This is a genomic window from Microbacterium azadirachtae (genome assembly GCF_000956505.1).
GTDB lineage: Bacteria > Actinomycetota > Actinomycetes > Actinomycetales > Microbacteriaceae > Microbacterium > Microbacterium azadirachtae_A.
This window is the reverse complement of sequence record NZ_JYIX01000026.1, coordinates 1-22454: the sequence shown is the minus strand read 5'-3', so window position 1 is coordinate 22454 and position 22454 is coordinate 1. Positions and strand designations below refer to the sequence as shown.

Sequence of the window (22454 nt, the reverse complement as noted above, 5' to 3'; positions counted from 1 at the left end):
TGCGGGTCGACGACGGGATGCAGGCCCGGCCGCGGAGCGGCGGAGCACAGGGCAGCGGCGTCGTCCGGGTCAGTCTGCGGGAGCGTTCTGCAGGGCGGTATCCGTAGGATTACCGATTCGACCCGGCCGTGTCCGCCTCGTACCACGCCGCGATCTGCGCGCGGGAGGAGACCCCGAGCTTCGCGAAGATGCGCTGCACGTGCGTGTCGACCGTGCGCACCGAGAGCACCAGGCGTTCGGCGATCCCGCGGTTGCTCAGCCCGGCGTGGACGCCGGCGGCGACCTCGCGCTCGCGGTCGCTCAGGGCCGGGGTCCGCGGTGCGCGGTCCTCGTGGAAGGATGCCGCCTCCGCCGGCGAGAGGCGCTCGCCGAGGGCGGCGAGGCGCTCGGCGGCCCGGCGCCCGAGTCGCGAGCGCACGATCTCGACGCAGCGGTCGTGATGGGCTGTCATCTGCGGGCCGTGCACCTCGATGCCGGATCCGATCCGCCGCCACCGGCTCCGAGCGGCGCCCAGCAGCACGGCCGAGCGTTCGGCGCGCGAGCGCGCGGCGGCGATCCACGCCAGCAGTTCCAGCACGAGGCAGTCTCCCGCCGGGTCGTCGATCCCGGTGTCGACGGCCAGCGCCTCCTGCGCGATGCTCTCGGCGTCGTCGAGTGCTCGCTCGGTGAACGAGGCCAGTGCTCGCGCCCAGAGGGCGAGCGAACGCATCCAGCGCTCTCCGGTCGCGTCCGCATAGCGCTCCGCGGCCGCGGCGGGAAGCGACGCGTCCGGCAGGCCGAGGTGGCTCATCGCGGTCGTCAGCTGGAACTGCGCGAACAACGACTCCTCCGGAAGGCCGGCGTCGACGGCGAGACGGATCGAGTGCACGAACTCCTCGCGGGCGTGCGCCGCATCGCCCGAGAAGAGGGCGAGCGTGCCGTTCCAGCGATGACGCTCGATCTCGGTTCGTGTGCGGAGCGCCGCAGGCAGGTCCGCCGACAGGACCGCCGCCTCATCGAGACGGATCCGCGCCTCGTCGAGATCCCCTTGCAGCAGACACAGCCAGGTCGCCGTGAGCAGGGCCGGCACGCGCAGGTCGGGCGTCGCATCGGCCAGCGGGAGCAGCCGGGACGCCCATCCGCGCCCCTCGAGCAGGTACCCGCCGACGCCCCAGTGGTAGCGGAGATCGGCGAACAGGCCGAGCGCGGCCGCGGTGTCGAGCGCGGCCGCCGCGCGCAGCGCCGCCTGCAGCTCCGCCCGATCCGCGCGGAGCCCCGCGATCGTCTCGGCCTGCCGCGGTCCGTACCAGTGCCGGTTCGCGTCGGCGGCCACGCGGGCGTAGTGCGCGAGATGGCGGCGGACGAGTGCCGGCCTCGCTCCGGAGTCCTCGGCGAGCTCCCGCCCATAGCCGCGGATCGTCTCCAGCAGGCGGAACCTGCCGGCGTCGCGATCCGCCTCCACGAGGGACTGCGCCACCAGTTCGTCGAGCAGATCGAGGATGGTCTCCTCCGGTTCGCCTGCCACCGCCGCGGCGGCGGCGAGGTCGAACGGGCCGGCGAACGTGCTCACCGCCGCCCACAGCGCGCGCTGCGACGGGGAGCAGAGGTCGTGGCTCCAGTCGACGACCGCGCGCAGCGTGCGCTGGCGGGCGGACGCGGAGCGGGAGGTTCCGCGCAGCACGGTGAAGCGCGACGACAGACGGGCGGCGAGATCGGCGGGGGAGAGCGTGCGCAGTCTGCTCGCCGCGAGTTCGATCGCGAGGGGAAGACCGTCGAGGGTGCGGCAGATCTCCACCGCGATCGGGGCCTCCTCCGGGTGCAGCACGAAGGAGGAATCCGCCGCGCGGGCGCGCGCGGTCAGCAGCGCGACGGCCTCCGAGACGTCCCCCGCCGCGGCCTCCACCTCGAGCGGCGGCACCGCGAAGACGCTCTCGCCGTCCAGCTCCAGGCGCCGCCTGCTCGTCGCCACGATCCTCAGCGCCGGCACCGCGTCGAGCAGCTCGTCGGCCATCGCGGCCACGGCGTCGACCAGATGCTCGCAGTTGTCCAGCACGAGCAGGGCAGGGGTCTCGCCGAGCACCTCGATGACGAACTCGCGGGGATCCCGGACGGACTGCTCGCCCAGCGGGAGCGCACGGGCCACCGCGAGCGGGAGCCGCCGCGGATCCTGGACGCCGTCGAGAGCGACGAACCAGACGGGATCGCCGGTCGCGTCGGCGTGGGCGTTCGCCGCCCGGATCGCCAGGCGCGTCTTGCCGGCGCCGCCGACACCGGTGAGCGTGACGAGGCGCGTGTCGCGGAGCAGCGCGGAGAGTGCGTCGAGCTCTCGTCCTCGCCCCACGAACGCGCTGCGCGGTTCCCTGATCATGTCGTCCCCATCGTGGCTGGGATTATTGCACGGGGTCCCGCAAAGCGATTCTCCGTCCGGCGGATGTGCCGACATCGATGGCGACGGAGTCCCACGCGGGAATACCGTGGTCCTACGCGATGCTGTGCTGTGGGCGGATGGCACTCGCGGTCCGTATGCGAGACGAGAGGAGACCGCGCATGGAAGGTCTCGAAGTCACCGTCCTGCTGGGGCTCACGATCCTCACGGGCGCCCTGCTCGCACCGCGGCTCCGGCTTGCGCTGCCGCTGGTGCTCGTGATCATCGGCCTCGCGCTGGGATTCGTGCCGGCCCTCCGGGAGATCCAGCTGCCGCCGGAGACGGTGCTGCTGCTGTTCCTGCCGGTCATGCTGTTCTGGGAGAGCCTGACCACGTCGCTGCGGGCGATCCGCCGCGACTTCCGCTACATCCTGCCCATGAGCACGCTGCTCGTCGTGGTCTCCGCGTTCGCCGTCGCCGGCATCGGGCTGCTCTTCGGGCTGCCGTGGGAGACCGCGCTGATCCTCGGCGCGGCGGTCGCGCCGCCCGACGCGACCGCGGTCGCCGCCCTCGGCCGGCTGCTGCCGCGGCGCATGTTCATGAAGCTCAAGGCCGAGAGCCTCACCAACGACGGCACGGCGCTCGTGCTGTACGCGATCGGGATCTCGCTCGCGGTCGGCGGGCACATCACGCCGCTGAGCGTCACCTGGTCGGTGATCGTCTCGTACCTCGGCGGCATCGCGGCCGGTGTGGCCGTCGCGGCCCTCGCGTTCCTGCTGCTGCGTGCGGTCTCCTCGACCATCGTGATCAACACTGCCCTGCTCCTGGTCCCGTTCGTCGCGTTCCTGCTCGCCGAGCTCATCACCGCCTCTGGCGTGCTCGCCGTCGTCGTCGCGGGCGTGATCATCGCGTACGTATCGCCGACCGTGACGACGGCGCAGTCCCGCCGGCAGGCCGAGTCCGCCTGGCCGTTCGGGGTGTTCCTGCTCAACGGCGCGCTCTTCGTGCTGATCGGGCTCGAGGTGCAGTACGTCGTGCACCAGATCTCGGCCGGCGCGATCGGGCGCCTCGTGCTCGTCACGCTCGCGGTCTGGGTCGCGCTCCTCATCGTGCGCTACCTGTTCCAGCTGCTCAGCGTGCCGTTCTACCAGCGCACAGGTCCCCGCCCGCCCCGCGGCGTCAGGGCGCGCTCGCGCGTATTGAGCACGTTCGCGGGCATGCGCGGCGCGGTGTCGCTCGCGATCGCACTGTCGGTGCCCGCGGGTGCCGTCGCCGGGGGAGCGCTGGACGGCCGCGACGAGATCGTGTTCGTGACGGCCGGCGTCATCCTGCTGAGCCTGCTCGTGCAGGGCACGCTGCTGCCGGCGATCGTGCGCTGGGCACGGATCCCGGCCGACCAGGGCGAGGTCGAGGAGTACGAGCTCGCCGAGCGCACGATCTCGGGGGCGGCGCTCTCGGCGCTCGACGACCTCGCGGTGCGGTTCGAGGTCAGCGACGACGTGCGCGACCGGATCCGGTTCGAGGGCTATCAGATGCTCGAGTACGCCAACGCGCGCACCCTCGCCCGCGAGCAGGCGCTCGTGGACGCCGAGGTCAAGGCGCTCGACGAGATGCTCGGACAGCCCGACCCGCTCGCGGCCGGGACCGAGCCGGAGCAGGACGCCTCCGGATCCGATGGGATTCCGTCCGGCGGCATCGGATCCGACGGCATCGGATCCGACGGCATCGGCGGCGAGCCGATCGCCGCCGACGAGCAGGGCACGGCGGGCGGATCCGCTCCGCGCCGCACCCTCATCGAGGGCGCGACGCTCCAGATGATCGCGACCTCGGAGGACGTGGACCTCCTGCAGCGCTCGCCGCTGGTGCGCCATGAGGAGTTCACGCGCCTCAAGCTCGGGCTGCTGGACCGCAAGCGCGAGGTGCTGCTGGGCCTGCGCCGCTCCGGGACGGTCGACGACCTCGTCGTGCGGCGGATCTCCGCGCGGCTCGACCTCGAGCAGCTCCGCCTGCAGGGACTCGAGGACTTCGACTGACCGCGACGCTCCGCGTGCCGCCCGTCCTACTCCCGTAGTACGACGGGCGGCGAGGATCACTCTGCAGAGGGACGCGACCGGATCCTGCCGCGACCTACCGTGAGGTCATGGCCGACCTCCTGAGCTCCTTCCTCCTCACCCCGTGGGCGCCGCTCCTGATCCTGCTGTTCTGCTTCCTGGACGGATTCTTCCCACCCGTGCCGAGTGAGACGGTGGTCGTCGGCGCCCTGTCGCTGGCCTTCGCGACGGGGCCTGAGGCGACCCCCACCGCGATCCTGGTCCTCATCGCCGCCGGAGTGGGAGCGGCGGCCGGCGACAGCGCGGCGTACGCGATCGGCCGTCGCGTGGGCACAGAACGGTGGGCCTGGATGCGCCGCCCCCGCGTGCGCTCCGCGTTCGAGTGGGCCGGCGAGCGCCTGGCCTCCCGCCCTGCCGTGTACCTGCTGGTGGCGCGGTACATCCCGGTCGGGCGGGTCGCGGTCAACATGACGGCGGGGGCGACCAGGCTGCCGTATCGCAGATTCCTGCCGCTGTCGCTCGTCGCGGCCGTCTGCTGGGTCGCGCTCAGCGCGGTGATCGCGTCCGTCGCATCCGCCTGGCTCGGGCATTCGCCCTTGCTCGCGGCGCTGGTCGGCATCGCGCTGTCGATCGTGGTCGGCGTGCTGATCGATCTCGCAGCCCGGCTCGTCCGTCGGGCTCGCGGCCGAGGTGCGGCCGTGCCGGCCCCCGCCTCGGAGGCCGAGCCCGAGTTCGTGAAGACGGGTGCCGGCGCGGAGCTGTGACGCCGTGTGACGGGTCGATTCGGAGGGCGCTCGGAGCCCCTCGTAGCGTGGTCGAGTCCCCCCAAGAGAGGAACTCACAGCCATGTCCCGCACCCTCACCACCGCGCTCGCCGCCGCCACCGCGGCCGCCGCGCTCGTCGTCTCCCTCGTCGGCTGCTCGTCCGCATCGGGCGCCGGATCCGACCCGACCTCCGAGTCCGGCAAGACCGTCAAGGTCGGCGTCGTCGGCAAGAGCGACCCGCAGTGGCCCGCCTTCGTCGAGGCCGCCAAGAAGGAGGGCATCACCGTCGAGCTGGTGGACTTCGGCTCCTACGAGCAGCCGAACCCTGCGCTCGCCGAGGGTGAGCTCGACCTCAACGAGTTCCAGCACATCGTCTACCTCGCGCAGTACAACGTGAAGTCCGGCAAGGACCTGCAGGCGATCGGATCCACCGCGATCTACCCGCTCGGCCTGTACTCGAAGAAGCACAAGAGCGTGAAGGAGATCCCGTCCGGCGGGACGGTCGCGGTCCCCGACGACGCCTCGAACCAGGCGCGCGCCCTGCTCGTGCTGCAGTCGGCGGGTCTCGTGAAGCTGAAGTCCGGAGGCACCGCCCTGTCCGACGTCGCCGACGTCGACACCGCGGCCTCCAAGGTCAAGGTCACCCCGCTCGAGGCCGCACTCATCCCGACCTCGCTGCCGGACGTCGACGCCGCGATCATCAACAACGACTTCGTCAAGGACGCAGGGCTCACGTTCGCCGACGCGCTCACGCAGGACGACGCGAAGGATGCGACCGCGCAGCCCTACGTCAACATCTTCGCCGCACGGGCGAAGGACAAGGACAACCCCACGTACCTGAAGCTCGTCGAGATCTTCCAGAAGGATCCGGCCGTGCAGGCGGGTCTCAAGAAGGCCTCGGGCGACATCGGGATCCCGACGGTCCTCTCCGCCGCCGACCTGCAGAAGGTGCAGGCGACCGTCGAGTCGGACGTCAAGGCGCACAAGAACTGAGGCCCTCGGGCCGGCGGCGGGGGATCGAGCCCCGCCGTGCACGACAGAGCCGGGCGATGCGGAACCGCGTCGCCCGGCTCCGCGTCGCGAGAACCCCGTGACGCAGAACCGAACCGGAGAACCCATGCCGATCGTGAGCCTGCAGGGCGTGACCAAGACCTATCCGCCGACCGCGCGGGACAGCGCGCCCGTGATCGCCGTCGACGACGTGTCCCTCGACATCGCCCAGGGCGACGTCTTCGGGATCATCGGATACTCCGGGGCCGGAAAGTCCACCCTGGTGCGGCTGATCAACGCGCTGGAGCCGACGACGAGCGGGCGCCTGATCGTGGACGGCGTCGACCTCACGACGCTCACCGAGCGCGAGCTGCGTCGTGTGCGCAGCGGGATCGGCATGATCTTCCAGCAGTTCAACCTGTTCTCCGCGAAGACGGTCAGGGCGAACATCGCCTACCCGCTCACGCTCGCGGGCTGGGCGAAGGCTGATATCGAGGCGCGGGTGACGGAGCTGCTCGCGTTCGTCGGGCTCTCCGACAAGGCCAAGGCCTTCCCCGAGCAGCTCTCCGGGGGCCAGAAGCAGCGCGTCGGCATCGCGCGCGCCCTGGCCACTCGGCCCGCCATCCTGCTCGCCGACGAGGCGACCAGCGCCCTCGACCCGCAGACGACGCACGAGGTGCTCGAGCTGCTGGCCAGGGTGAACCGGGAGCAGGGCGTGACGATCGTCGTGATCACGCACGAGATGGACGTGATCCAGACCCTCGCCACCAAGGTGGCCGTGATGGAGGGCGGGCGCGTCGTCGAGCAGGGCGAGGTCTTCGAGGTGTTCTCGAACCCCAGGAACCCGGCGTCGCAGCGCTTCGTCGGCACCGTCATCAAGGGCATCCCCAGTCCCGCGGAGCAGGCGTCGCTGGGCGCGCGCCACGAGGGCCGGCTCGTCACGTTCTCCTTCCGCGACGGCGACTCCTCGCAGGCCCAGGTGTTCCTGGACCTCGCCGAGGCCGGTCTCGCGTTCGAGCTCGTCTACGGCGGGATCAACGACATCCGCGGCCGCGCGTTCGGCCATCTCACGCTCGCGATCCGCGGTGCGGATGCGGCGATCGACGCCGCGCTCCGGAAGATCCGGGAGCACGCGACCGTGACCGAGATCGGATCCGACGCGCCCGCAGGGACGGCTCGGGCGGAAGGCGAGGTGCGCTGATGGATCGCCTGATCGAACTGCTCCCTGATTTCTTGCAGGCCGCGCTCGAGACGCTGTACATGACCACGTTCGCGCTCGCGATGGCGGGCGTGATCGGCACGATCATCGGCATCGGCCTGTACGTCACGCGTCCCGGCGGTCTGCTGCCGAACCGTCCGGTGAGCATCCTCATCTCGTTCCTGGTGAACTTCTTCCGGCCGATCCCGTTCGTGATCTTCATCGCCGTGCTGCAGCCGTTCACCCGGATCGTGATCGGCACGGGCATCGGCATCAACGCGGGCGCCTTCGCGATCGGCGTCGCCGCGTCGTTCGCGATCGGCCGCATCGTCGAGCAGCACCTCGTCTCGGTCTCGCCCGGCGTGATCGAGGCCGCGCGGTCGATGGGCGCCGGACCCTGGCGGATCCTCCTCACGGTCGCGATGCCAGAGGCGCTAGGGCCGCTGATCCTCGGCTACACCTTCGTGGTCGTTGCGCTCATCGACATGACCGCGATGGCGGGGCTGGTCGGCGGCGGCGGTCTGGGCGCGTTCGCCCAGGTCTACGGCTTCCGCCAGTTCGAGCCGGTCGTGATGTGGGCCGCGATCATCCTGATCGTCGTGTTCGTGCACCTCGTGCAGACCCTCGGCACCTGGCTCGCCCGCCGCATCATGCGGCGCTGAGCCGGTCGGCTCTGGTTCGCGCTGGGGTCGCGTCTGGGGCGTGTTCTGTCCCGGTTCTGGGGCGTGTTCTGTCCCGGTTCTGGGGCGTGTTCTGTCCCGGGTCGGGGTGGGCACTGTCCCGTTTTGGGGCGCGTTCCACCGTTTTGGGGCGCGTCACACTCGGCTTTCTCGTCAGGGCGCGCCCCAAAACGCGTGATCGCGCCCCGAACCGGAGGTGGACGGGGGTGCGCGGGTCAGGATCCGAGCGCGGCGCGCAGAGCCGGAACGAGCATCTCGGCGGACGGGTGACCTGAGGGACCGTCCGCCGTCCGGTACACCCGGCAGGCCAGATCCTGGATCGGCGCGGATCCCGGCACGGCGTCCACGCCGTCGACGAGCACGGTCGGCGAACCGGCGAAGGCGGTCGCGGCGGCCTCGGCGGGGGTGCGGATCACCCGGACCGCGGGCTCCGTCTCGAGTCCCAGCTCGGAGAGAGCATGGCGCACGGCGCGCTCCGCGGCGGACCCGTTCGGGCAGCCGTCGATGGTCAGGATCTCGATCCGCATAGGACGATCATCCCCCGGTCTGCGCGGCCGGGCACCGGTTCGGGGCGGGTTCTGTCGTTTTGGGGCGCGGCCTCCCCGGATTTCCGGGCGGGGTGCGCCCCAAACGGCAGGATCGCGCCCCAAAACGGAGGTGGAGGGACGGGGAGGCCGGCGCCGAGGCTGCCGCCCGGGCCGTCACTGCCGGGCGGGCGCCTCTTGCAGCAACCGGCGGGTGCGGAACTCGCGGGGGGCGCCGGTCAGCGGATCCGTGAAACGCAGCTCGCGGGCGAGCAGCTGCAGCGGACGGGCGAAGTCGTCCGGCGCCTCGGGCAGGAGCTCGGGGTAGAACGCGTCGTTGAGGATCCCGGCACCGAGCTCTGCGAGGTGCACGCGCAACTGGTGCATGCGTCCGCTGTGCGGGCGCAGCAGGGTGTGCAGCACGCGGTCGTCGAATCCGAGGAGCTCGACGAGCGTCTCCGCATTCGGCTCGCGCGCCGGATCCACCTGCACGCAGACCTGCCCGCGCAGCTTCTCGATGTGGTTGCGGTGCACGAGCGGGAGCGCGGATCCGCCGAGCGCTGGCGTCCGCGGATCCCAGCCCTCCGGCAGCAGCGAGACGGCCTCGTAGACCTTCTCGACCCGGCGCTTCTCGAACAGCAGCTGGTATGCGCCGCGCGTGACGGGCCGCGTAGAGAACATCAGCAGGCCCGCCGTCGCGCGGTCGAGGCGGTGGATGGGCGTGAGCTCGGGGATGTCGAGCGCATTGCGCAGCCGCACCAGCGCCGAGTTCTGCAGGTACTTGCCACCGGGGGTCGTCGGGAGGAAATGCGGTTTGTCGACCACGATGAGATCGGCGTCCTGGTGCAGGATCTCGACATCGAACGGGATCTGCCTCTCGACCGGCGGCTCCCGGTAGTACCAGACGAAGTCGTGCACGCCGAGCGGGGTCTCGCGTGCGAGAGGGGTGCCGTCGATCGCCACGATCTCGCCGCGGTCGAAGCGGTCCAGCAGGAGCTTCGGATCGAGATGGAAGAAGCGCTCCGCCATGAACGCGCCCACGGTCGGCCAGGGTCCCTCGACGGGCACGCGCAGGCGCGTCGCGCCGACGCCGTCGCGCACGGGAAGGGGAGAGGGCATGCCCATTCGCACCAGCCTAGTTCGGGCGGCGGGACGCCACGATCGGCCGGGCCGGCCGGGTCGGCCGGGTCGGCCGCATTGGCGCGCCCGCGTCATCTGTCGTCGCCCGGGAACAGCGTCGGGGGTCGCCGGGTTGCCCCCGGTATGACTCGCATCGGATCCAGTGACCTGTCCGTCTTCCCGCTCTCGCTCGGGGGCAACGTGTTCGGCTGGACCGCCGACCGCGAGGCCTCCTTCGCGGTGCTCGACGCGTTCGTCGCGGGAGCGGGAGACTTCATCGACACGGCGGATGCGTACAGCGCCTGGGTGCCGGGGAACAGCGGCGGCGAGAGCGAGACGATCATCGGCGAGTGGCTCGCCTCGCGGCGCCCCCAAGGACTCGTGGTCGCGACGAAGGTGAGCCAGCACCCGCAGTTCCGGGGTCTGTCGGCCGCGAACGTGCGGCGCGCGGCCGAGGCGTCGCTCGAGCGGCTCGGGGTGGACGCGATCGACCTGTACTACGCGCACTTCGATGACGCGGAGGCGCCGCTCGAGGAGACCGTCGCGGCCTTCGGACAGCTCGTCGCGGACGGGCTGGTCCGCAACATCGCCGTGTCCAACTACTCCGCCGACCGCATTCGCGAGTGGATCGAGATCGCACGATCCACCGGCGTCGCCCAGCCCGTGGCCGTCCAGCCGCACTACAACCTGGTGCACCGCAACGAAGTGGAGGAGACGATCGTCCCGCTCGCGACCGAGTTCGCACTGGGACTCGTCCCGTACTACGCCCTCGCGAGCGGATTCCTCACGGGCAAGTATCGCTCGACCGATGCGACGGACCAGACGTCGCCGCGCGCCGCGGGTGCGGCGAAGTACGCGACCGAGCACGGGCTGCGGATCATCGATGCCCTCGAAGAGGTCGGCGACGCGCACGGCGCCTCGATCACGGCGACCGCGCTCGCCTGGCTGCGGGCGCAGTCGGCCGTCGTAGCCCCGATCGCCAGCGCCCGCACCGCGGATCAGGTGCCGGACCTGCTCGCCGGCGCACGCCTGGAGCTGTCCGCCGAGGAGATCGCGCGCCTGAGCAGCGTCTCCGAGTGGACTCCGGCACAGGTCTGACGGCGGGCGGGAGGACGAACATGCGTGCAGCGTGCTACACCGGGGCCGGCGCGGCCGCGACGGTCATCTCGTTCGAGGACCTCGACGCCCCCGCGGCGGGACCGGGCGAGGTCCTGATCCGGGTCGCGGCGGTCGGTCTCAACCCCGTGGACGTCAAGATCCGCGCCGCCGGCCACGACTTCGGCCCGATCCGGTATGCGGATCGTCCGGGCTGGGATGTCGCGGGAACCATCGTCGAGGTGGGTACCGGGGTGAAGGGCTGGGCGCAGGGCGACGACGTGTTCGCCCTCGCCCGATTCCCCGAGGCGGCGCACACGCTCGCGGAGCTCGTCGCCGTCCCCGCGGACGATCTGGCGGCGGCCCCGCGGGCGTGGAGCGCCGCCCAGGCCGGCGCGGCGCCGCTCGCCGCGCTGACCGCATGGCAGGCGCTGGACGCCGCAGGTATCCGCGAGGACGGCGCCGCACGCGTCCTCGTCCTCGGCGGTGCAGGTGGCGTGGGGCATCTCGCCGTGCAGCTCGCCGCGGCGCGCGGTGCGCATGTGCTCGCGACCGCCGGCGCGGCGAAGCAGGCGCTCGTCGCGGGCTGGGGCGCGGACGAGGTGATCGACTACCGCGACGACGACGCGCTCGCCGCGATCGGCCCCGTGGACGCCGTCATCGTCACGGTCTCGGACACGCTTCCGCCACGGGGCGCCGTCGCCGAGGGGACCGCGGTGATCACGATCACCGGGTTCTCCGCGGCGCAGGAGGAGGAGCTGCGCGGCTGGGGAGCGGAGCCCGTGCAACGGATCCTGGTGGCGGCTGACGGCGCGCAGCTCGCGGGCGTCGCCGCCCTGGCGGACGCGGGCCGGATCACGGTGCACCTCGATTCCGAGTACGGGTTCGACGATCTCGCCGCCGCGGAGGAGCGCGTCGAGACGGGTCGCGTCACCGGGAAGGTCGTCGTCCTGGTCGATTCCGCGGGGTGACGCGGCCTCCCCGGCTCGGGCGCCGAAGCTCGGGCGCCGGGACTCAGGCGCCGAAGCTCAGGCTGAGCTTGCGCAGCAGCGCGGCGAGGCGCTCGCGGTCGCTGCGGGACAGCGCGGAGAGCAGGGTCGCCTCGGCGTCGACGAGGCGCGTGATCGCGGCGTCCACGCGCACCCTGCCGTCGTCGGTGAGGGTCACCTGCACGCTGCGGCCGTCTCCGGGATCCGCTTCACGGCGCACGAGCCTGCGTCCCACGAGCCGGTCGATGCGGTTGGTCATGGTGCCGCTGGAGACGAGGGTCTGCAGCAGCAACTGCTTCGGGCTGAGCTGGAACGGGTCGCCCGCGCGGCGCAGGGCTGACAGCACGTCCCACTCCCACGGCTCGAGGTCGCTGCGGCGGAACACATCCCGGCGGGCGCGGTCGAGCAGCCGGGAGAGCCGGTCCACGCGGGAGAGCACCTCGAGGGGCGAGAAGTCGAGGTCCGGCCGCTGCGTGTTCCACGCGGCGACGATCCGGTCGACCTCGTCGCCGGCATGATCCGCTCCGATGCTCATCCGTTCATTATCGCGGGCGCATCGGAGGGCGCAGGTGCGTGCGACAGGCGCGACTCAGTCCGTCAGCCGCATGGTGAGGAACAGACTGTGCGGATCGTCGGCGTAGGACCCGAACGGCTCGCACTCGTCGAAGCCGGCCTTGGCGTACAGCCGGTGCGCGGGCCAGAACCAGTCCGCGGCGCCGGTCTCCAGAGAGATCCGCTCGACGCCGCGGGAGCGGGCATCGTCGAGGAGCGCGGCGAGGATCGCGGACGCCACGCCCCTGCCGCGCATCGCCGGCGCGGTCCGCATCGACTTGAGCTCCTCATGACCCGGCTGCAGGGCGGCCAGCGCTCCCGTTCCCGCGAGCGCGCCGTCCGCCGTCGCGGCGAAGAGCCGCACACCGGGCGCGAGCAGGCTCGTCATGTCGAGGGCGTGCCGGCTCTCGGGCGGCGCCGTCGGCTCCATGTCCCGCAGGTGCGCGGCGAGGAACGCCTCGAGCTCGGGGGTCGAGACGGAGACGCGGTCGATCAGGATCGTCATGCCGCCACCCTGCCCGGCCGGTGTTGCGGGGAGGTTGCGCGTCTGTTCCGGCCCGATCACACAGGCCGCGCATGGCAGACTTGAGGCGCGACCGCCGCACAGGGCGGGCGCGGTCCGCCGTGGTGTAACGGCAGCACCCCAGCCTTTGGAGCTGTGGGGTCCAGGTTCGAATCCTGGCGGCGGAGCATGACGGAGAACACACTCGCCATCGTCGTCCTCGCCGCAGGCCAGGGCACGCGCATGAAGTCCCGCCTGCCCAAGGTGCTGCACCCGATCGGCGGCCGCACCCTCGTCGGGCACGTGCTGGCGACCGCCGCGCAGTTGGGCGCCGACACGGTCGAGGTCGTGGTGCGCCACGAGCGCGACCAGGTGGTCGCGGCCCTCGCCGCCGAGCATCCTGAGGCGGTCATCGTCGATCAGGACGAGGTCCCCGGCACCGGCCGTGCCGTGCAGGTGGCGCTGGACGCGCTGCCGGAGGGCTTCGACGGCGACGTGCTGGTGCTCTCCGGCGACGTGCCGCTGCTGGAGGCCGAGACGCTGCAGGCCCTCGTCGACGGGCATCGCGCCGCCGCGGCCGCGGCGACCGTGCTGAGCGCGCTCGTCGACGACCCGAACGGGTACGGCCGCATCATCCGCGACGCGTCGGGAGACGTCGCCCGCATCGTGGAGCAGAAGGATGCGGACGACGCCGAGAAGGCCACGCGCGAGATCAACGCTGGCGTGTACGTGTTCCGCGCGGGTCTGCTCCGTGCCGAGCTCGCGAAGGTCACCACCGACAACGCGCAGGGCGAGATGTACCTCACCGCGGTGATCGGCCTGCTCCGCGCCGCGGGCGAGAAGGTCGCCGTCTCGATCGCCGCCGACACGGCCGCGACCTTCGGCATCAACGACCGTGTCCAGCTCGCGGAGGCCGCGCGCACCCTGAACGACCGCATCGTGCGCCGCTGGCAGCGAGAAGGCGTGACGATCCAGGATCCCGCGACCACCTGGATCGACGACGACGTGACCCTCTCGCCCGACGTCACGATCCTGCCGAACACCCACGTCCTGCGGGCGAGCACGGTCGCGAGCGGAGCGATCATCGGCCCCGACACGACGCTCGTCAGCACGGAGGTCGGCGAGGACGCGACGGTCCGTCGCTCAGAGGCGACGCTCGCCGTGATCGGCGCGCGCGCAACGGTCGGCCCGTTCTCGTACCTGCGCGCGGGCACCACGCTCGGTGCGGACGGCAAGATCGGCGCCTACGTCGAGACCAAGAACGCGCAGATCGGCGACGACTCGAAGGTCCCGCACCTGTCCTACGTTGGCGACGCGATCGTGGGTCGCGGCGTCAACCTCGGCGCATCGACGATCACCGCGAACTACGACGATGTGAACAAGCACCGCACCGAGATCGGGGACGAGGTGCACACCGGCTCGCACACGGTGCTCGTCGCGCCCGTTAGGCTGGGTGCCGGCGCGAAGACCGCCGCCGGCGCCGTCGTCCGCAAGGATGTCCCCGCCGGTGCGCTCGCGATGAGCGTCGCCCCCCAGCGAAACGTCGCGGGGTGGGTCGAGAAGAACAGGGCAGGCACGGCCGCGGCAGACGCTGCGGCACGTGCCGATTCGGCGGAATAGGCGGGTCCGATGGGGCGCAAGAAGAACACGACGGTCGAGCTGGACCGCGAGAACGACATCGCACCGGGACTGGTCGCCAAGACCAAGAAGAGGCTCGTCGTCGCCGGCGGCCGGTCGCACCCGGAGTTGACCGCCGCGGTCGCCGCGGCGCTCGGCACCGAGCTGGCCCCTGTCGAGCACCGCACGTTCGCGTCCGGCGAGCTCTACGCCCGCTTCGAGGTCTCGATCCGCGGCTGCGACCTGTTCATCGTGCAGTCCTTCGGGACCGGTGTGAACGAGTGGCTGATGGAGCTGCTCATCATGCTCGACGCGGCCAAGCGGGCCTCGGCCAAGCGGATCACCGTCGTCGCCCCCTACTACCCGTACTCCCGACAGGACAAGAAGGGCCGTGGCCGCGAGCCGATCAGCGCCCGCCTCGTCGCCGACCTGCTGAAGACCGCCGGCGCCGATCGCGTGATGAGCGTCGACCTGCACGCTGCGCAGATCCAGGGCTTCTTCGACGGCCCCGTCGATCACCTGTTCGCGAAGCCCGTGTTGCTTGAGCACTTCGAGCGGACCCTGAGCGCCGAGGACCGCGAGACGCTCACGATCGTCTCGCCGGACATGGGCCGGGTGCGCGTCGCCGACACCTGGTCGGACAGCCTGGATGCGCCGCTCGCGATCATCCACAAGCGGCGTGACCCGAAGGTCGCCAACCAGGTCTCGGTGCACGAGATCGTCGGTGCGGTGGACGGCCGCACCTGCCTGCTGGTCGACGACATGATCGACACCGGCGGGACGATCGTGAAGGCCGCGCAGGCGCTCAAGGCGAACGGCGCCCGCAAGGTCATCGTCGCCGCGACCCACGCGATCTTCTCGGATCCGGCGAGCGAGCGGCTTCAGGATTCCTCGATCGACGAGGTCGTCGTCACCGACACGATCCCGCTCTCGGAGTCGCGGCGCTTCCCGGGCCTGCTGATCCTGCCGATCGCTCCGCTGCTGGCCACCGCGATCAAGCAGGTGTTCGAGGACGGGTCCGTCACGAGCATGTTCGACGGCGCCGCCTGAGACGGTGTCGTCAGGCGCGGATCCTGACTTCACGACACGATGCGTCATCTCAAAGGTGACGCACAGGAGGGTTGCGGAAGCTGGAACCATGAAGCTCTCGCCCTCGGTTCGTCAAGGATCCGCCCTCGTCGGCATCGCCGGAACGCTGCTGCTCGCGGGGTGCGCGGCCGAGTCGTCGTCCGCCGAGACCACGACCGGGACGCCCGCGCCGCAGGCGAGCGCTGACTCCTCGCCGTCCGCGACGAGCGCCGGCGCCTCGACCGGGTCCGGCTCGACCTACAAGGACGGCACCTACTCCGCCGACGGCTCGTACCAGACGCCGGAGACGGTCGAGAAGATCTCGGTCTCGATCACCCTCGCCGACGACACCGTCACGAAGGTCGAGGTCACGGGCGACCCGCAGGCATCGGAGACGAAGCACTACCAGTCGCAGTTCATCGGCGGGATCTCCGCGCTCGTGGTCGGCAAGAAACTCGACGAGATCTCCGTCAGCCGCGTCTCGGGATCCTCGCTGACCAGCAAGGGATTCACCCAGGCGCTGGACACCATCCGCACCGAAGCCGCGGGCTAGGGTGGATCCCCGCCCGCCGATGGACGTGTGGCGGTTCGAGGCGATCGGCACCGTCTGGGAGATCGGCACGGCCGGGCGGCTCCCGGATGGCGAACGCGACGCGGTGCGCGACGTGATCGGCGACTTCGACCACACCTGGTCCCGGTTCCGTGCCGACTCGCTGGTGACGGCCCTCGCCGAGGAGCCGCAGGAGGTGCCGACGCCGCCGGACGCGGTGGCGATGCTCGATCTGTACCGGGAGCTGTCGCTCGCGACCGATGGCGCCGTGCAGCCGCTCCTCGGCGACAGCCTGTCCGCGCGCGGCTACGACGCGGAGTACTCGTTCCGCGATCGGGGCGCCAGACCGGCGCCCGCCGACTGGGCCGAACAGCTCGCCTGGGACGACGGTGCCCTCGCCCTGCACGCGCCGGCCCTCATCGATGTGGGCGCGATCGGCAAGGGCCGCATCGTCGACGTCGTGCACGACCTGCTCGGATCCCTGGGGCATGCCGAACGCCTCGTCGACGCCGGCGGCGACCTGCGCCTGAGCGGGGCGCCGATCCGGGTGGGTCTCGAGCACCCGTTCGACGCGACGCGCGCGATCGGGGTCGCCACGGTCACGGACGCGGCGCTCTGCGGCTCGGCGGTGAACCGGCGCGCGTGGCCGGGGGAGCACGGCGGGCTGCACCACGTGCTGGATGCGCGGACGGGGGAGCCCGTGCGCACGATCGCGGCGACCTGGGCCATCGCCGCGGAGGCGATGGTCGCGGATGCGGCCGCCACGGCGCTGTTCTTCGACGGCGGTCCCGCGTTCGCGGCCCTGTCCGGTGTGGAATGGGTGCGGATGACCACGGACGGAACGCTCGAGTGGTCGGCAGGGGACCGGATGGAGGTGTTCGCATGATCGCGACGCTGATCGGCGCGCGCCAGCGCGTGGTCGCGCAGCTCGGACGGCTTTCGATGTACCGGCTCACGCTGTACGCGCTGCTCGCGCTGGCCGCGATCGCGACGATCCTGTCCGCCGTCGGCGCGGTCTCCTCGCTGCCGCTCGACATCCTCGCCACGCTCGCGGTGCTGATGCTCGCGACGCTCTGCACCGATGCCGTCGCCCAGGCGCTGCTGCGCGTCCCGCGCCGCATCGAGTCGTCGCTGATCACGGCGCTCATCCTGCTGTTCGTGGTGCAGCCCGGTGCGAACCCCGACCAGATCGGCGGCATCGCGCTCGCGGGCGTGGTCGCGGCGGCCTCCAAGTACGTGCTGGTGTGGCGCGGTCGGCACCTGCTCAATCCCGCCGCCGTCGGCGCGACGGTGCTCACGATCACCGGCCTCGGCTTCTCGGCCTGGTGGGTCGGCACTCCGGCGATGGCGATCCCCGTGATCGTGCTGGGCCTGCTCGTGCTCTGGCGCACCGAGCGGATCCGCGTCGTCCTGCTGTTCGTGCTCGTGTACGCCGTCGTGTCGATCCTGCGGACCTCGGTGCAGTCGGCCGCGGCCGGGCTGGCCGTGGAACCTGGGGCGATGCTCACGTCGGTGCTGCTGCAGTCGCCGGTGCTGTTCCTCGGCGCCTTCATGCTGTCCGAGCCGCTGAGCATGCCGTCGCGCCGATGGCAGCAGCTGCTCGTCGCGCTGATCGTTGGAGCGCTCGCCGGCTGGCCGATCAGCCTCGGGATCATCACGCTCGGCCAGGAGCGGGCGCTGCTGGTCGGCAACCTCCTCGCCGCGGTGCTCGTCGCCCGCGCGGGGATCAGGCTCTCGCTCGTGCGCCGCAGGGCCGTCACCCCGACCGTGCACGAGCTGACGTTCCGGGCGCGGCGCCCGTTCCGGTTCGCGCCGGGGCAGTACCTGGAGCTGCAGGTGCCGCACCGCCGCCCCGACAGCAGGGGCACCCGCCGCGAGTTCAGCATCGTCTCCACGCCGGCGGAGCTGCCGTTCGTGCGCATCGCCTATCGCGAGACCGAGCGCGGGTCGAGCTACAAGCGCGCGCTCGGCGCGGTGCAGCCCGACGACGTGCTCACCGCGACAGGCGTGTGGGGCGACTTCGTGCTGCCCGCTCGCGAGGCGCCCGTGCTGCTCATCGCTGCAGGGATCGGCGTGACGCCGTTCGTCGCGCAGCTCGCTGCGCGTGAGGCGGCGGACGCGGTGCTCGTGCTCGTGGCCTCCTCGGCGGAGGAGTGCGCGTACCTGCGCGAGCTCGGCGGGTCCGGTGCACGGATCGTGGTCATCGCCCCCGACCGGCCCGCGGACCTGCCCTCGGGCGCGGAATGGGCGGGCGGCGCGCGGCTGGACGCGGCGCTGCTGCACGCGCTGGTGCCGGATCTGGATCGGCGGCACGCCTGGATCTCGGGTCCGCCGCGGCTCATCGCGGAGCTCGCCCCCGCGCTGCGCGGCGCGCGGCACGTGACGACCGACGCCTTCGCAGGCTACTGAGGACCCGCCTCTGGGGCGCCGACCCAGGGGCGGCTTCAGCGCCCGCCGAGAGTGCGGCCGAGCTGGTGGCTGCCCGCGTCGCCGTGGTTCTCAGCGCCGCGCGGCGCGTCCGCGTCCCTGTGCCGCGGCGCCGGACGATCGGCGTGATGCTGCCGTGGCGCGTCCTTGTCGGCGGGACGCGGGGGAGCGGCGTCGGCGGGGCGCGTCTGAGCTGCACCGACCGTCGCCTGCGGCACCTTCGGCAGGCGGACCGTGAACAGCGTCGCGCCGGGCTCGCTCTGCACCGAGATCGTGCCGCCGTGGCCGTCGACGATCGCCTTGGTGATCGACAGGCCGAGGCCCGAACCGCCGGTCGCCCTGTTGCGGGAGCGGTCGCCCCGGGCGAAGCGGCTGAAGAGCTCGTCGCGCACCGCGGGGTCGATGCCCGGTCCGTCGTCGCGGACCCGGAGCACGACCTCTGATCCTTCTTCGGCCACCTCGATCGCGATGCGCGTGCCGGCCGGGGTGTGCGTGCGGGCGTTGGCGAGCAGGTTCGTGACGACCTGCTGCAGCCGTCCCGTGTCGCCGATGAGCTCGACCGGCTCCTCCGGCACGTCGATCGCCCACACGTGATCCGGTGCCGTGGGGCGGGCGTCCTCGACCCCCTCGATCGCCAGCCGGGACAGGTCGACGGTGGAGAGGGTGAGCTCCCTGCCCTCCTCGAGACGCGCGAGCAGCAGCAGGTCCTCGACCAGGCTGGTCATCCGCAGGGACTGCGCCTGGATGCGCTCGAGGGCGGTGTGCGCGGAGGCCGTGGCGGGATCCTCCGGCGCATCGGATCGTGTCAGCGCGCGCAGCGACAACTCCGAGTATCCGCGGATCGAGGACAGCGGCGTCCGCAGTTCGTGGCTCGCATCGGCGACGAACTGCCGCATCCTCTCCTCGTTGCGCTGACGCACCGCGAGCGAGGCGTCGACGTGATCGAGCAGGGTGTTCAGCGCGGATCCGACGAGTCCGGTCTCGGTGCGCGGATCCGCCTCCGCGGCGGGCACGCGCTCCGTGATCGACACGTCGCCGCGGTCGAGCGGCTGGTTGGCGACCCTGTTCGCGGTCGCGGCGACCTCGCGGAGCGGGCGCAGGGCGACCCGGATCGTGATCGCCGTGGACAGCGCGAGCAGGATCAGTCCGCCGATCGTGGTGAGCGCGATCATGGAGAACAGGGTCGTGATCTGCGCCTCCGTGGATGCACGGGGGAGTCCGGTGATCACCTCGAACTGCGCCGGCCCCGAGGCAGGGACCGGCTGATGCACGAACTGGTAGTCGCCGAGCTGGGAGAGATCCTCGGTGTAGCGGCCTTCGGAGAGGGCGGTGACCGCCTGATGGATCTGCAGCGGCGTGAGGTCCTGCGCGACACGGTCGGCGGTGACCACGGTGCCCGTCGCGGAGCCGGCCGGGGTCACGACGATGACCAGCGTGCCGTTCTGCACGCCGGTGGGGCCGACCACCAGGTCCGAGGCGTCGGGGACGACGTGCCCCAGCACGAGCTTCTGCATGGCCTGGGTGCCGACGTTCTTCGTGGTCGCGGCGAGCTCGTCCTGCAGCCGCCCGTTGAGCACGTTGCCGAGCACGACGCTCGTCGCGATCGCGATGACGACGAGGATGAGCGAGACGAACCCCGTCACCGCCGCCATCAGCCGTGTCTGCAGGGACAGCGGGCCCCTGGGACGGGTGCGGAACGGATTCATCGAGGGCATGCCTTCTTCGTGCTCGGTGCAGCAGTCGTGCTGCTTACTGCTGGGGCGCCTTGATCATGTAGCCGACCCCGCGCACGGTGTGGATCAGCGCCACCTCGCGTCCGGCGTCGAGCTTCTTGCGCAGGTAGGAGATGTACAGCTCGACGACGCTCGAGCGCCCGCCGAAGTCGTAGCTCCACACCCGGTCCAGGATCTGCGCCTTGGACAGTACACGGCGCTCGTTGCGCATGAGGAAGCGCAGCAGCTCGAACTCCGTCGCGGTCAACTCGATCTCGTCGCCTGCGCGGACCACCTCGTGGCTGTCCTCGTTGAGCGTGAGATCGCCGACCTGCAGGATCGAGTCGCTGGCGTCGGTGGTCGCGCCGCCGGAGCGGCGGATCACGGCGCGCAGTCGCGCGACGACCTCCTCCAGGCTGAACGGCTTCGTGACGTAGTCGTCGCCACCGGCGGTGAGGCCCGCGATCCGATCGCTCACCGCGTCTTTGGCGGTGAGGAACACGACGGGCACCATGTTGCCCTGCTCGCGCAGGCGCTTGAGGACGCCGAGCCCGTCCAGGTCGGGCATCATGACGTCGAGGACCAGGGCATCGGGGCCGAAGTCGCGGGCGACCTGCAGCGCTTCGAGCCCTGATCCGGCGGTGCGCACCTCCCATCCCTCCATCCGCAGGGCCATGGCGAGGAGGTCGGTGAGCATCGGCTCATCGTCGACCGCGAGGATCCGCAGGGGAGAGCCATCGGGGCGACGCAGCTCAGTGGCGTGATCGTTCATGGGATCTATTCTCCTCAGTTTCCTATGAACGGTCTATGAGCTTTGGTGATCCGACGTGCTTAGCGCGCGCATAGCAGCGCCATCATCGCGCCTCAGAACCGGCTCCTAGCGTCACCAGCACGAGCGTGATCGAAGGAGAAGCATGTACGGGACGTATCTGCGCCGGGAACTGGCCGGGCGGAAGAAGCAGACGGTGATCGTCGCCGTGGGCCTCGCAATAGCGATCGCCCTGGTGATCGTGGTCAACGCGCTGGCGGCGGGCGTGCGCGATGCGCAGACGGAGGCGCTCGCGAGGGTCTACGGCGTGGGCACCGATCTCACGGTCACCGGCGCACCGGCCCAGCGCGGCAGCGACACCGGGCAGCGCTTCGACTTCGGGGCCGGCGGCGGCGCCGCCGCGAGCGACGGCAGCACGACCCTGAACACCTCGGTGCTGCGGGCCTCCCCGGCGCGGGGCACGATCGACGCGGCCGGGGTGAAGACGATCTCGAGCACCGGGAGCGTCGCCGCGGCCACGGGCGCGCTGAGCCTGACCAACCTCACGTTCGACGGGCAGATCGCCCAGCAGGGCGCGCAGGGCGGCACCGGCACCGGCCAGACGGGTACGGGACAGGGCGCCACCGGTGAGGGCCAGGGCACGGGCACGGGTGAGCGGCCACGGTTCGGCGGTGGCAAGTTCGGCCTCAACTCGTTCTCGGTACTGGGCGTCGATCCTTCGGCGGGGACGACCGTGGGACCGCTGTCGTCGGTGAAGGTCTCCTCCGGGCGTGCCCTCGCCGCCGCCGACGCGGGACAGCTGGTCGCCCTCGCGGACAGCACCTACGCGACCTCGAAGAGCCTGAGCGTCGGCAGCACGATCGATGTGGGCGGATCCACGGTGAAGATCGTCGGGATCGTGAGCTCGTCGTCCGATTCCGCCGACACCGCGGCGAACGTGTACCTGCCGCTGGACACCGCGCAGAAGATCGCCGGCACGGGCGATGTCGTGTCGACGGTCTACGTGAAGGCGGCATCGGCGGCCGACATCTCCTCCGTGCAGACCGCGCTCGCCAAGGCCCTCCCGACGGCGACCGTGAGCTCGCAGGCGGATCTGGCCTCCACGGTCTCCGGATCCCTCGCGAGCGCCGCCGGCATGATCGAGGGCCTCGGCACGTGGCTGTCGATCATCGTGCTCGCGGTCGCCGTGCTCCTCGCGGTGCTGTTCACGCTCTCCGGCGTCGCCCGGCGCACCAGGGAGTTCGGCACGCTCAAGGCGATCGGCTGGTCGAACGGGCGGATCGTCCGCCAGGTGGCCGGAGAGTCGCTCGTCCAGGGCCTCATCGGCGGAGCGGCGGGGCTCGCGCTCGGTCTCGTCGGGATCCTCGTCGTGAACCTCGTCCAGCCCACGATCTCCGGCGCGTCCGCCGCCGGCCTCGGGCGCGGTGGAGCCGCCACGGGCGCGGGCACGGGACAGGCCGGTGCGGGCGCCGGGGGCGGAGCGTTCCAGGGCGGGGGAGGCG

At 71.7% G+C, this 22454-nt stretch carries 20 protein-coding genes and 1 tRNA gene; 14 read left to right on the top strand and 7 right to left on the bottom strand.

Features of this window, described 5'->3' with window-relative positions; genetic code table 11:
* Positions 1 to 109: 109 nt before the first annotated feature.
* On the bottom strand, positions 110 to 2347 hold the full coding sequence (locus RS86_RS03435) for an ATP-binding protein (protein WP_045270824.1): 2238 nt from the start codon (positions 2345 to 2347) through the stop codon (positions 110 to 112).
* A 179-nt stretch (positions 2348 to 2526) separates the two neighbouring features.
* Here RS86_RS03435 and RS86_RS03430 point away from each other — a divergent pair, with 179 nt between their 5' ends.
* From RS86_RS03430 to RS86_RS03410, 5 genes are all read left to right on the top strand, one after another.
* Entirely contained in the window at positions 2527 to 4377 is a 1851-nt protein-coding gene (locus RS86_RS03430; protein WP_045270823.1) for a Na+/H+ antiporter, read from the top strand.
* Between the two features lie 107 nt (positions 4378 to 4484).
* A complete protein-coding gene (locus RS86_RS03425) occupies positions 4485 to 5159 on the top strand; it encodes a DedA family protein (RefSeq protein ID WP_045270822.1) in 675 nt (224 codons plus the stop codon).
* An 82-nt stretch (positions 5160 to 5241) separates the two neighbouring features.
* A complete protein-coding gene (locus RS86_RS03420; RefSeq protein WP_045270821.1) occupies positions 5242 to 6153 on the top strand; it encodes a MetQ/NlpA family ABC transporter substrate-binding protein in 912 nt (303 codons plus the stop codon).
* Between the two features lie 124 nt (positions 6154 to 6277).
* Positions 6278 to 7351 (top strand): methionine ABC transporter ATP-binding protein, encoded by a 1074-nt coding sequence (locus RS86_RS03415; protein ID WP_045270820.1) that lies wholly within the window; start codon positions 6278 to 6280, stop codon positions 7349 to 7351.
* Positions 7351 to 8010, top strand: coding sequence for a methionine ABC transporter permease (locus tag RS86_RS03410; RefSeq protein ID WP_045270819.1), 660 nt, complete (start codon positions 7351 to 7353; stop codon positions 8008 to 8010). Before RS86_RS03415 ends, RS86_RS03410 begins: the two co-directional genes overlap by 1 nt.
* A gap of 233 nt (positions 8011 to 8243) precedes the next feature.
* On the opposite strand, the gene RS86_RS03405 is transcribed toward RS86_RS03410, so the two are convergent.
* Positions 8244 to 8555, bottom strand: a complete 312-nt coding sequence (locus RS86_RS03405; protein WP_045270818.1) for a hypothetical protein — start codon at positions 8553 to 8555, stop codon at positions 8244 to 8246.
* A gap of 174 nt (positions 8556 to 8729) precedes the next feature.
* Positions 8730 to 9671 (bottom strand): pseudouridine synthase, encoded by a 942-nt coding sequence (locus RS86_RS03400; protein WP_200892741.1) that lies wholly within the window; start codon positions 9669 to 9671, stop codon positions 8730 to 8732.
* Between the two features lie 144 nt (positions 9672 to 9815).
* On the opposite strand from RS86_RS03400, the gene RS86_RS03395 reads away from it, so the two are divergent.
* Together RS86_RS03395 and RS86_RS03390 are read left to right on the top strand one after the other, a co-directional pair.
* The gene (locus tag RS86_RS03395; protein ID WP_045270816.1) at positions 9816 to 10769 is read left to right on the top strand and encodes an aldo/keto reductase; all 954 of its coding nucleotides are present in this window, start codon (positions 9816 to 9818) and stop codon (positions 10767 to 10769) included.
* Positions 10770 to 10789: 20 nt separating this feature from the next.
* Positions 10790 to 11737 (top strand): zinc-binding dehydrogenase, encoded by a 948-nt coding sequence (locus RS86_RS03390; protein ID WP_045270892.1) that lies wholly within the window; start codon positions 10790 to 10792, stop codon positions 11735 to 11737.
* Positions 11738 to 11780: 43 nt separating this feature from the next.
* On the opposite strand, the gene RS86_RS03385 is transcribed toward RS86_RS03390, so the two are convergent.
* Both RS86_RS03385 and RS86_RS03380 read right to left on the bottom strand, forming a co-directional pair.
* Positions 11781 to 12290 (bottom strand): MarR family winged helix-turn-helix transcriptional regulator, encoded by a 510-nt coding sequence (locus RS86_RS03385; protein WP_045270815.1) that lies wholly within the window; start codon positions 12288 to 12290, stop codon positions 11781 to 11783.
* Between the two features lie 54 nt (positions 12291 to 12344).
* The gene (locus tag RS86_RS03380; protein WP_045270814.1) at positions 12345 to 12812 is read right to left on the bottom strand and encodes a GNAT family N-acetyltransferase; all 468 of its coding nucleotides are present in this window, start codon (positions 12810 to 12812) and stop codon (positions 12345 to 12347) included.
* Between the two features lie 113 nt (positions 12813 to 12925).
* Between RS86_RS03380 and RS86_RS03375 the strand changes: the two genes are divergently transcribed.
* From RS86_RS03375 to RS86_RS03350, 6 genes are all read left to right on the top strand, one after another.
* Positions 12926 to 12997: transfer RNA gene (locus RS86_RS03375), tRNA-Gln, on the top strand.
* A gap of 1 nt (position 12998) precedes the next feature.
* Positions 12999 to 14429: a bifunctional UDP-N-acetylglucosamine diphosphorylase/glucosamine-1-phosphate N-acetyltransferase GlmU gene (glmU, locus tag RS86_RS03370; RefSeq protein ID WP_045270813.1), complete on the top strand. Its 1431-nt coding sequence runs from the start codon at positions 12999 to 13001 to the stop codon at positions 14427 to 14429.
* Between the two features lie 9 nt (positions 14430 to 14438).
* Positions 14439 to 15476, top strand: coding sequence for a ribose-phosphate diphosphokinase (locus RS86_RS03365; RefSeq protein WP_045270812.1), 1038 nt, complete (start codon positions 14439 to 14441; stop codon positions 15474 to 15476).
* 88 nt (positions 15477 to 15564) lie between these two features.
* Entirely contained in the window at positions 15565 to 16047 is a 483-nt protein-coding gene (locus RS86_RS03360; protein ID WP_045270811.1) for an FMN-binding protein, read from the top strand.
* Positions 16048 to 16066: 19 nt separating this feature from the next.
* Positions 16067 to 16930, top strand: a complete 864-nt coding sequence (locus RS86_RS03355) for an FAD:protein FMN transferase (RefSeq protein WP_045270810.1) — start codon at positions 16067 to 16069, stop codon at positions 16928 to 16930.
* Positions 16927 to 18453, top strand: coding sequence for an FAD-dependent oxidoreductase (locus tag RS86_RS03350; RefSeq protein WP_045270809.1), 1527 nt, complete (start codon positions 16927 to 16929; stop codon positions 18451 to 18453). The genes RS86_RS03355 and RS86_RS03350 overlap by 4 nt, the downstream gene beginning before the upstream one ends.
* Positions 18454 to 18488: 35 nt before the next feature.
* Here RS86_RS03350 and RS86_RS03345 read toward each other — a convergent pair whose 3' ends face one another.
* A complete protein-coding gene (locus RS86_RS03345; RefSeq protein WP_082076533.1) occupies positions 18489 to 20186 on the bottom strand; it encodes a sensor histidine kinase in 1698 nt (565 codons plus the stop codon).
* A gap of 34 nt (positions 20187 to 20220) precedes the next feature.
* The gene (locus tag RS86_RS03340) at positions 20221 to 20955 is read right to left on the bottom strand and encodes a response regulator transcription factor (protein ID WP_045270808.1); all 735 of its coding nucleotides are present in this window, start codon (positions 20953 to 20955) and stop codon (positions 20221 to 20223) included.
* Positions 20956 to 21097: 142 nt separating this feature from the next.
* Here RS86_RS03340 and RS86_RS03335 point away from each other — a divergent pair.
* A partial coding sequence (locus tag RS86_RS03335; protein WP_045270807.1) for an ABC transporter permease occupies positions 21098 to 22454 on the top strand: 1357 nt, incomplete at its 3' end.

Excerpts from the sequence above, each read along its gene's own strand:
- RS86_RS03435 (WP_045270824.1), bottom strand. The coding sequence starts at position 2,347 with ATGATCAGGGAACCGCGCAGCGCGTTCGTGGGGCGAGGACGAGAGCTC.
- RS86_RS03430 (WP_045270823.1), top strand. The coding sequence starts at position 2,527 with ATGGAAGGTCTCGAAGTCACCGTCCTGCTGGGGCTCACGATCCTCACG.
- RS86_RS03425 (WP_045270822.1), top strand. The coding sequence starts at position 4,485 with ATGGCCGACCTCCTGAGCTCCTTCCTCCTCACCCCGTGGGCGCCGCTC.
- RS86_RS03420 (WP_045270821.1), top strand. The coding sequence starts at position 5,242 with ATGTCCCGCACCCTCACCACCGCGCTCGCCGCCGCCACCGCGGCCGCC.
- RS86_RS03415 (WP_045270820.1), top strand. The coding sequence starts at position 6,278 with ATGCCGATCGTGAGCCTGCAGGGCGTGACCAAGACCTATCCGCCGACC.
- RS86_RS03410 (WP_045270819.1), top strand. The coding sequence starts at position 7,351 with ATGGATCGCCTGATCGAACTGCTCCCTGATTTCTTGCAGGCCGCGCTC.
- RS86_RS03405 (WP_045270818.1), bottom strand. The coding sequence starts at position 8,555 with ATGCGGATCGAGATCCTGACCATCGACGGCTGCCCGAACGGGTCCGCC.
- RS86_RS03400 (WP_200892741.1), bottom strand. The coding sequence starts at position 9,671 with ATGCCCTCTCCCCTTCCCGTGCGCGACGGCGTCGGCGCGACGCGCCTG.
- RS86_RS03395 (WP_045270816.1), top strand. The coding sequence starts at position 9,816 with ATGACTCGCATCGGATCCAGTGACCTGTCCGTCTTCCCGCTCTCGCTC.
- RS86_RS03390 (WP_045270892.1), top strand. The coding sequence starts at position 10,790 with ATGCGTGCAGCGTGCTACACCGGGGCCGGCGCGGCCGCGACGGTCATC.
- RS86_RS03385 (WP_045270815.1), bottom strand. The coding sequence starts at position 12,290 with ATGAGCATCGGAGCGGATCATGCCGGCGACGAGGTCGACCGGATCGTC.
- RS86_RS03380 (WP_045270814.1), bottom strand. The coding sequence starts at position 12,812 with ATGACGATCCTGATCGACCGCGTCTCCGTCTCGACCCCCGAGCTCGAG.
- glmU (WP_045270813.1), top strand. The coding sequence starts at position 12,999 with ATGACGGAGAACACACTCGCCATCGTCGTCCTCGCCGCAGGCCAGGGC.
- RS86_RS03365 (WP_045270812.1), top strand. The coding sequence starts at position 14,439 with ATGGGGCGCAAGAAGAACACGACGGTCGAGCTGGACCGCGAGAACGAC.
- RS86_RS03360 (WP_045270811.1), top strand. The coding sequence starts at position 15,565 with ATGAAGCTCTCGCCCTCGGTTCGTCAAGGATCCGCCCTCGTCGGCATC.
- RS86_RS03355 (WP_045270810.1), top strand. The coding sequence starts at position 16,067 with ATGGACGTGTGGCGGTTCGAGGCGATCGGCACCGTCTGGGAGATCGGC.
- RS86_RS03350 (WP_045270809.1), top strand. The coding sequence starts at position 16,927 with ATGATCGCGACGCTGATCGGCGCGCGCCAGCGCGTGGTCGCGCAGCTC.
- RS86_RS03345 (WP_082076533.1), bottom strand. The coding sequence starts at position 20,186 with ATGCCCTCGATGAATCCGTTCCGCACCCGTCCCAGGGGCCCGCTGTCC.
- RS86_RS03340 (WP_045270808.1), bottom strand. The coding sequence starts at position 20,955 with ATGAACGATCACGCCACTGAGCTGCGTCGCCCCGATGGCTCTCCCCTG.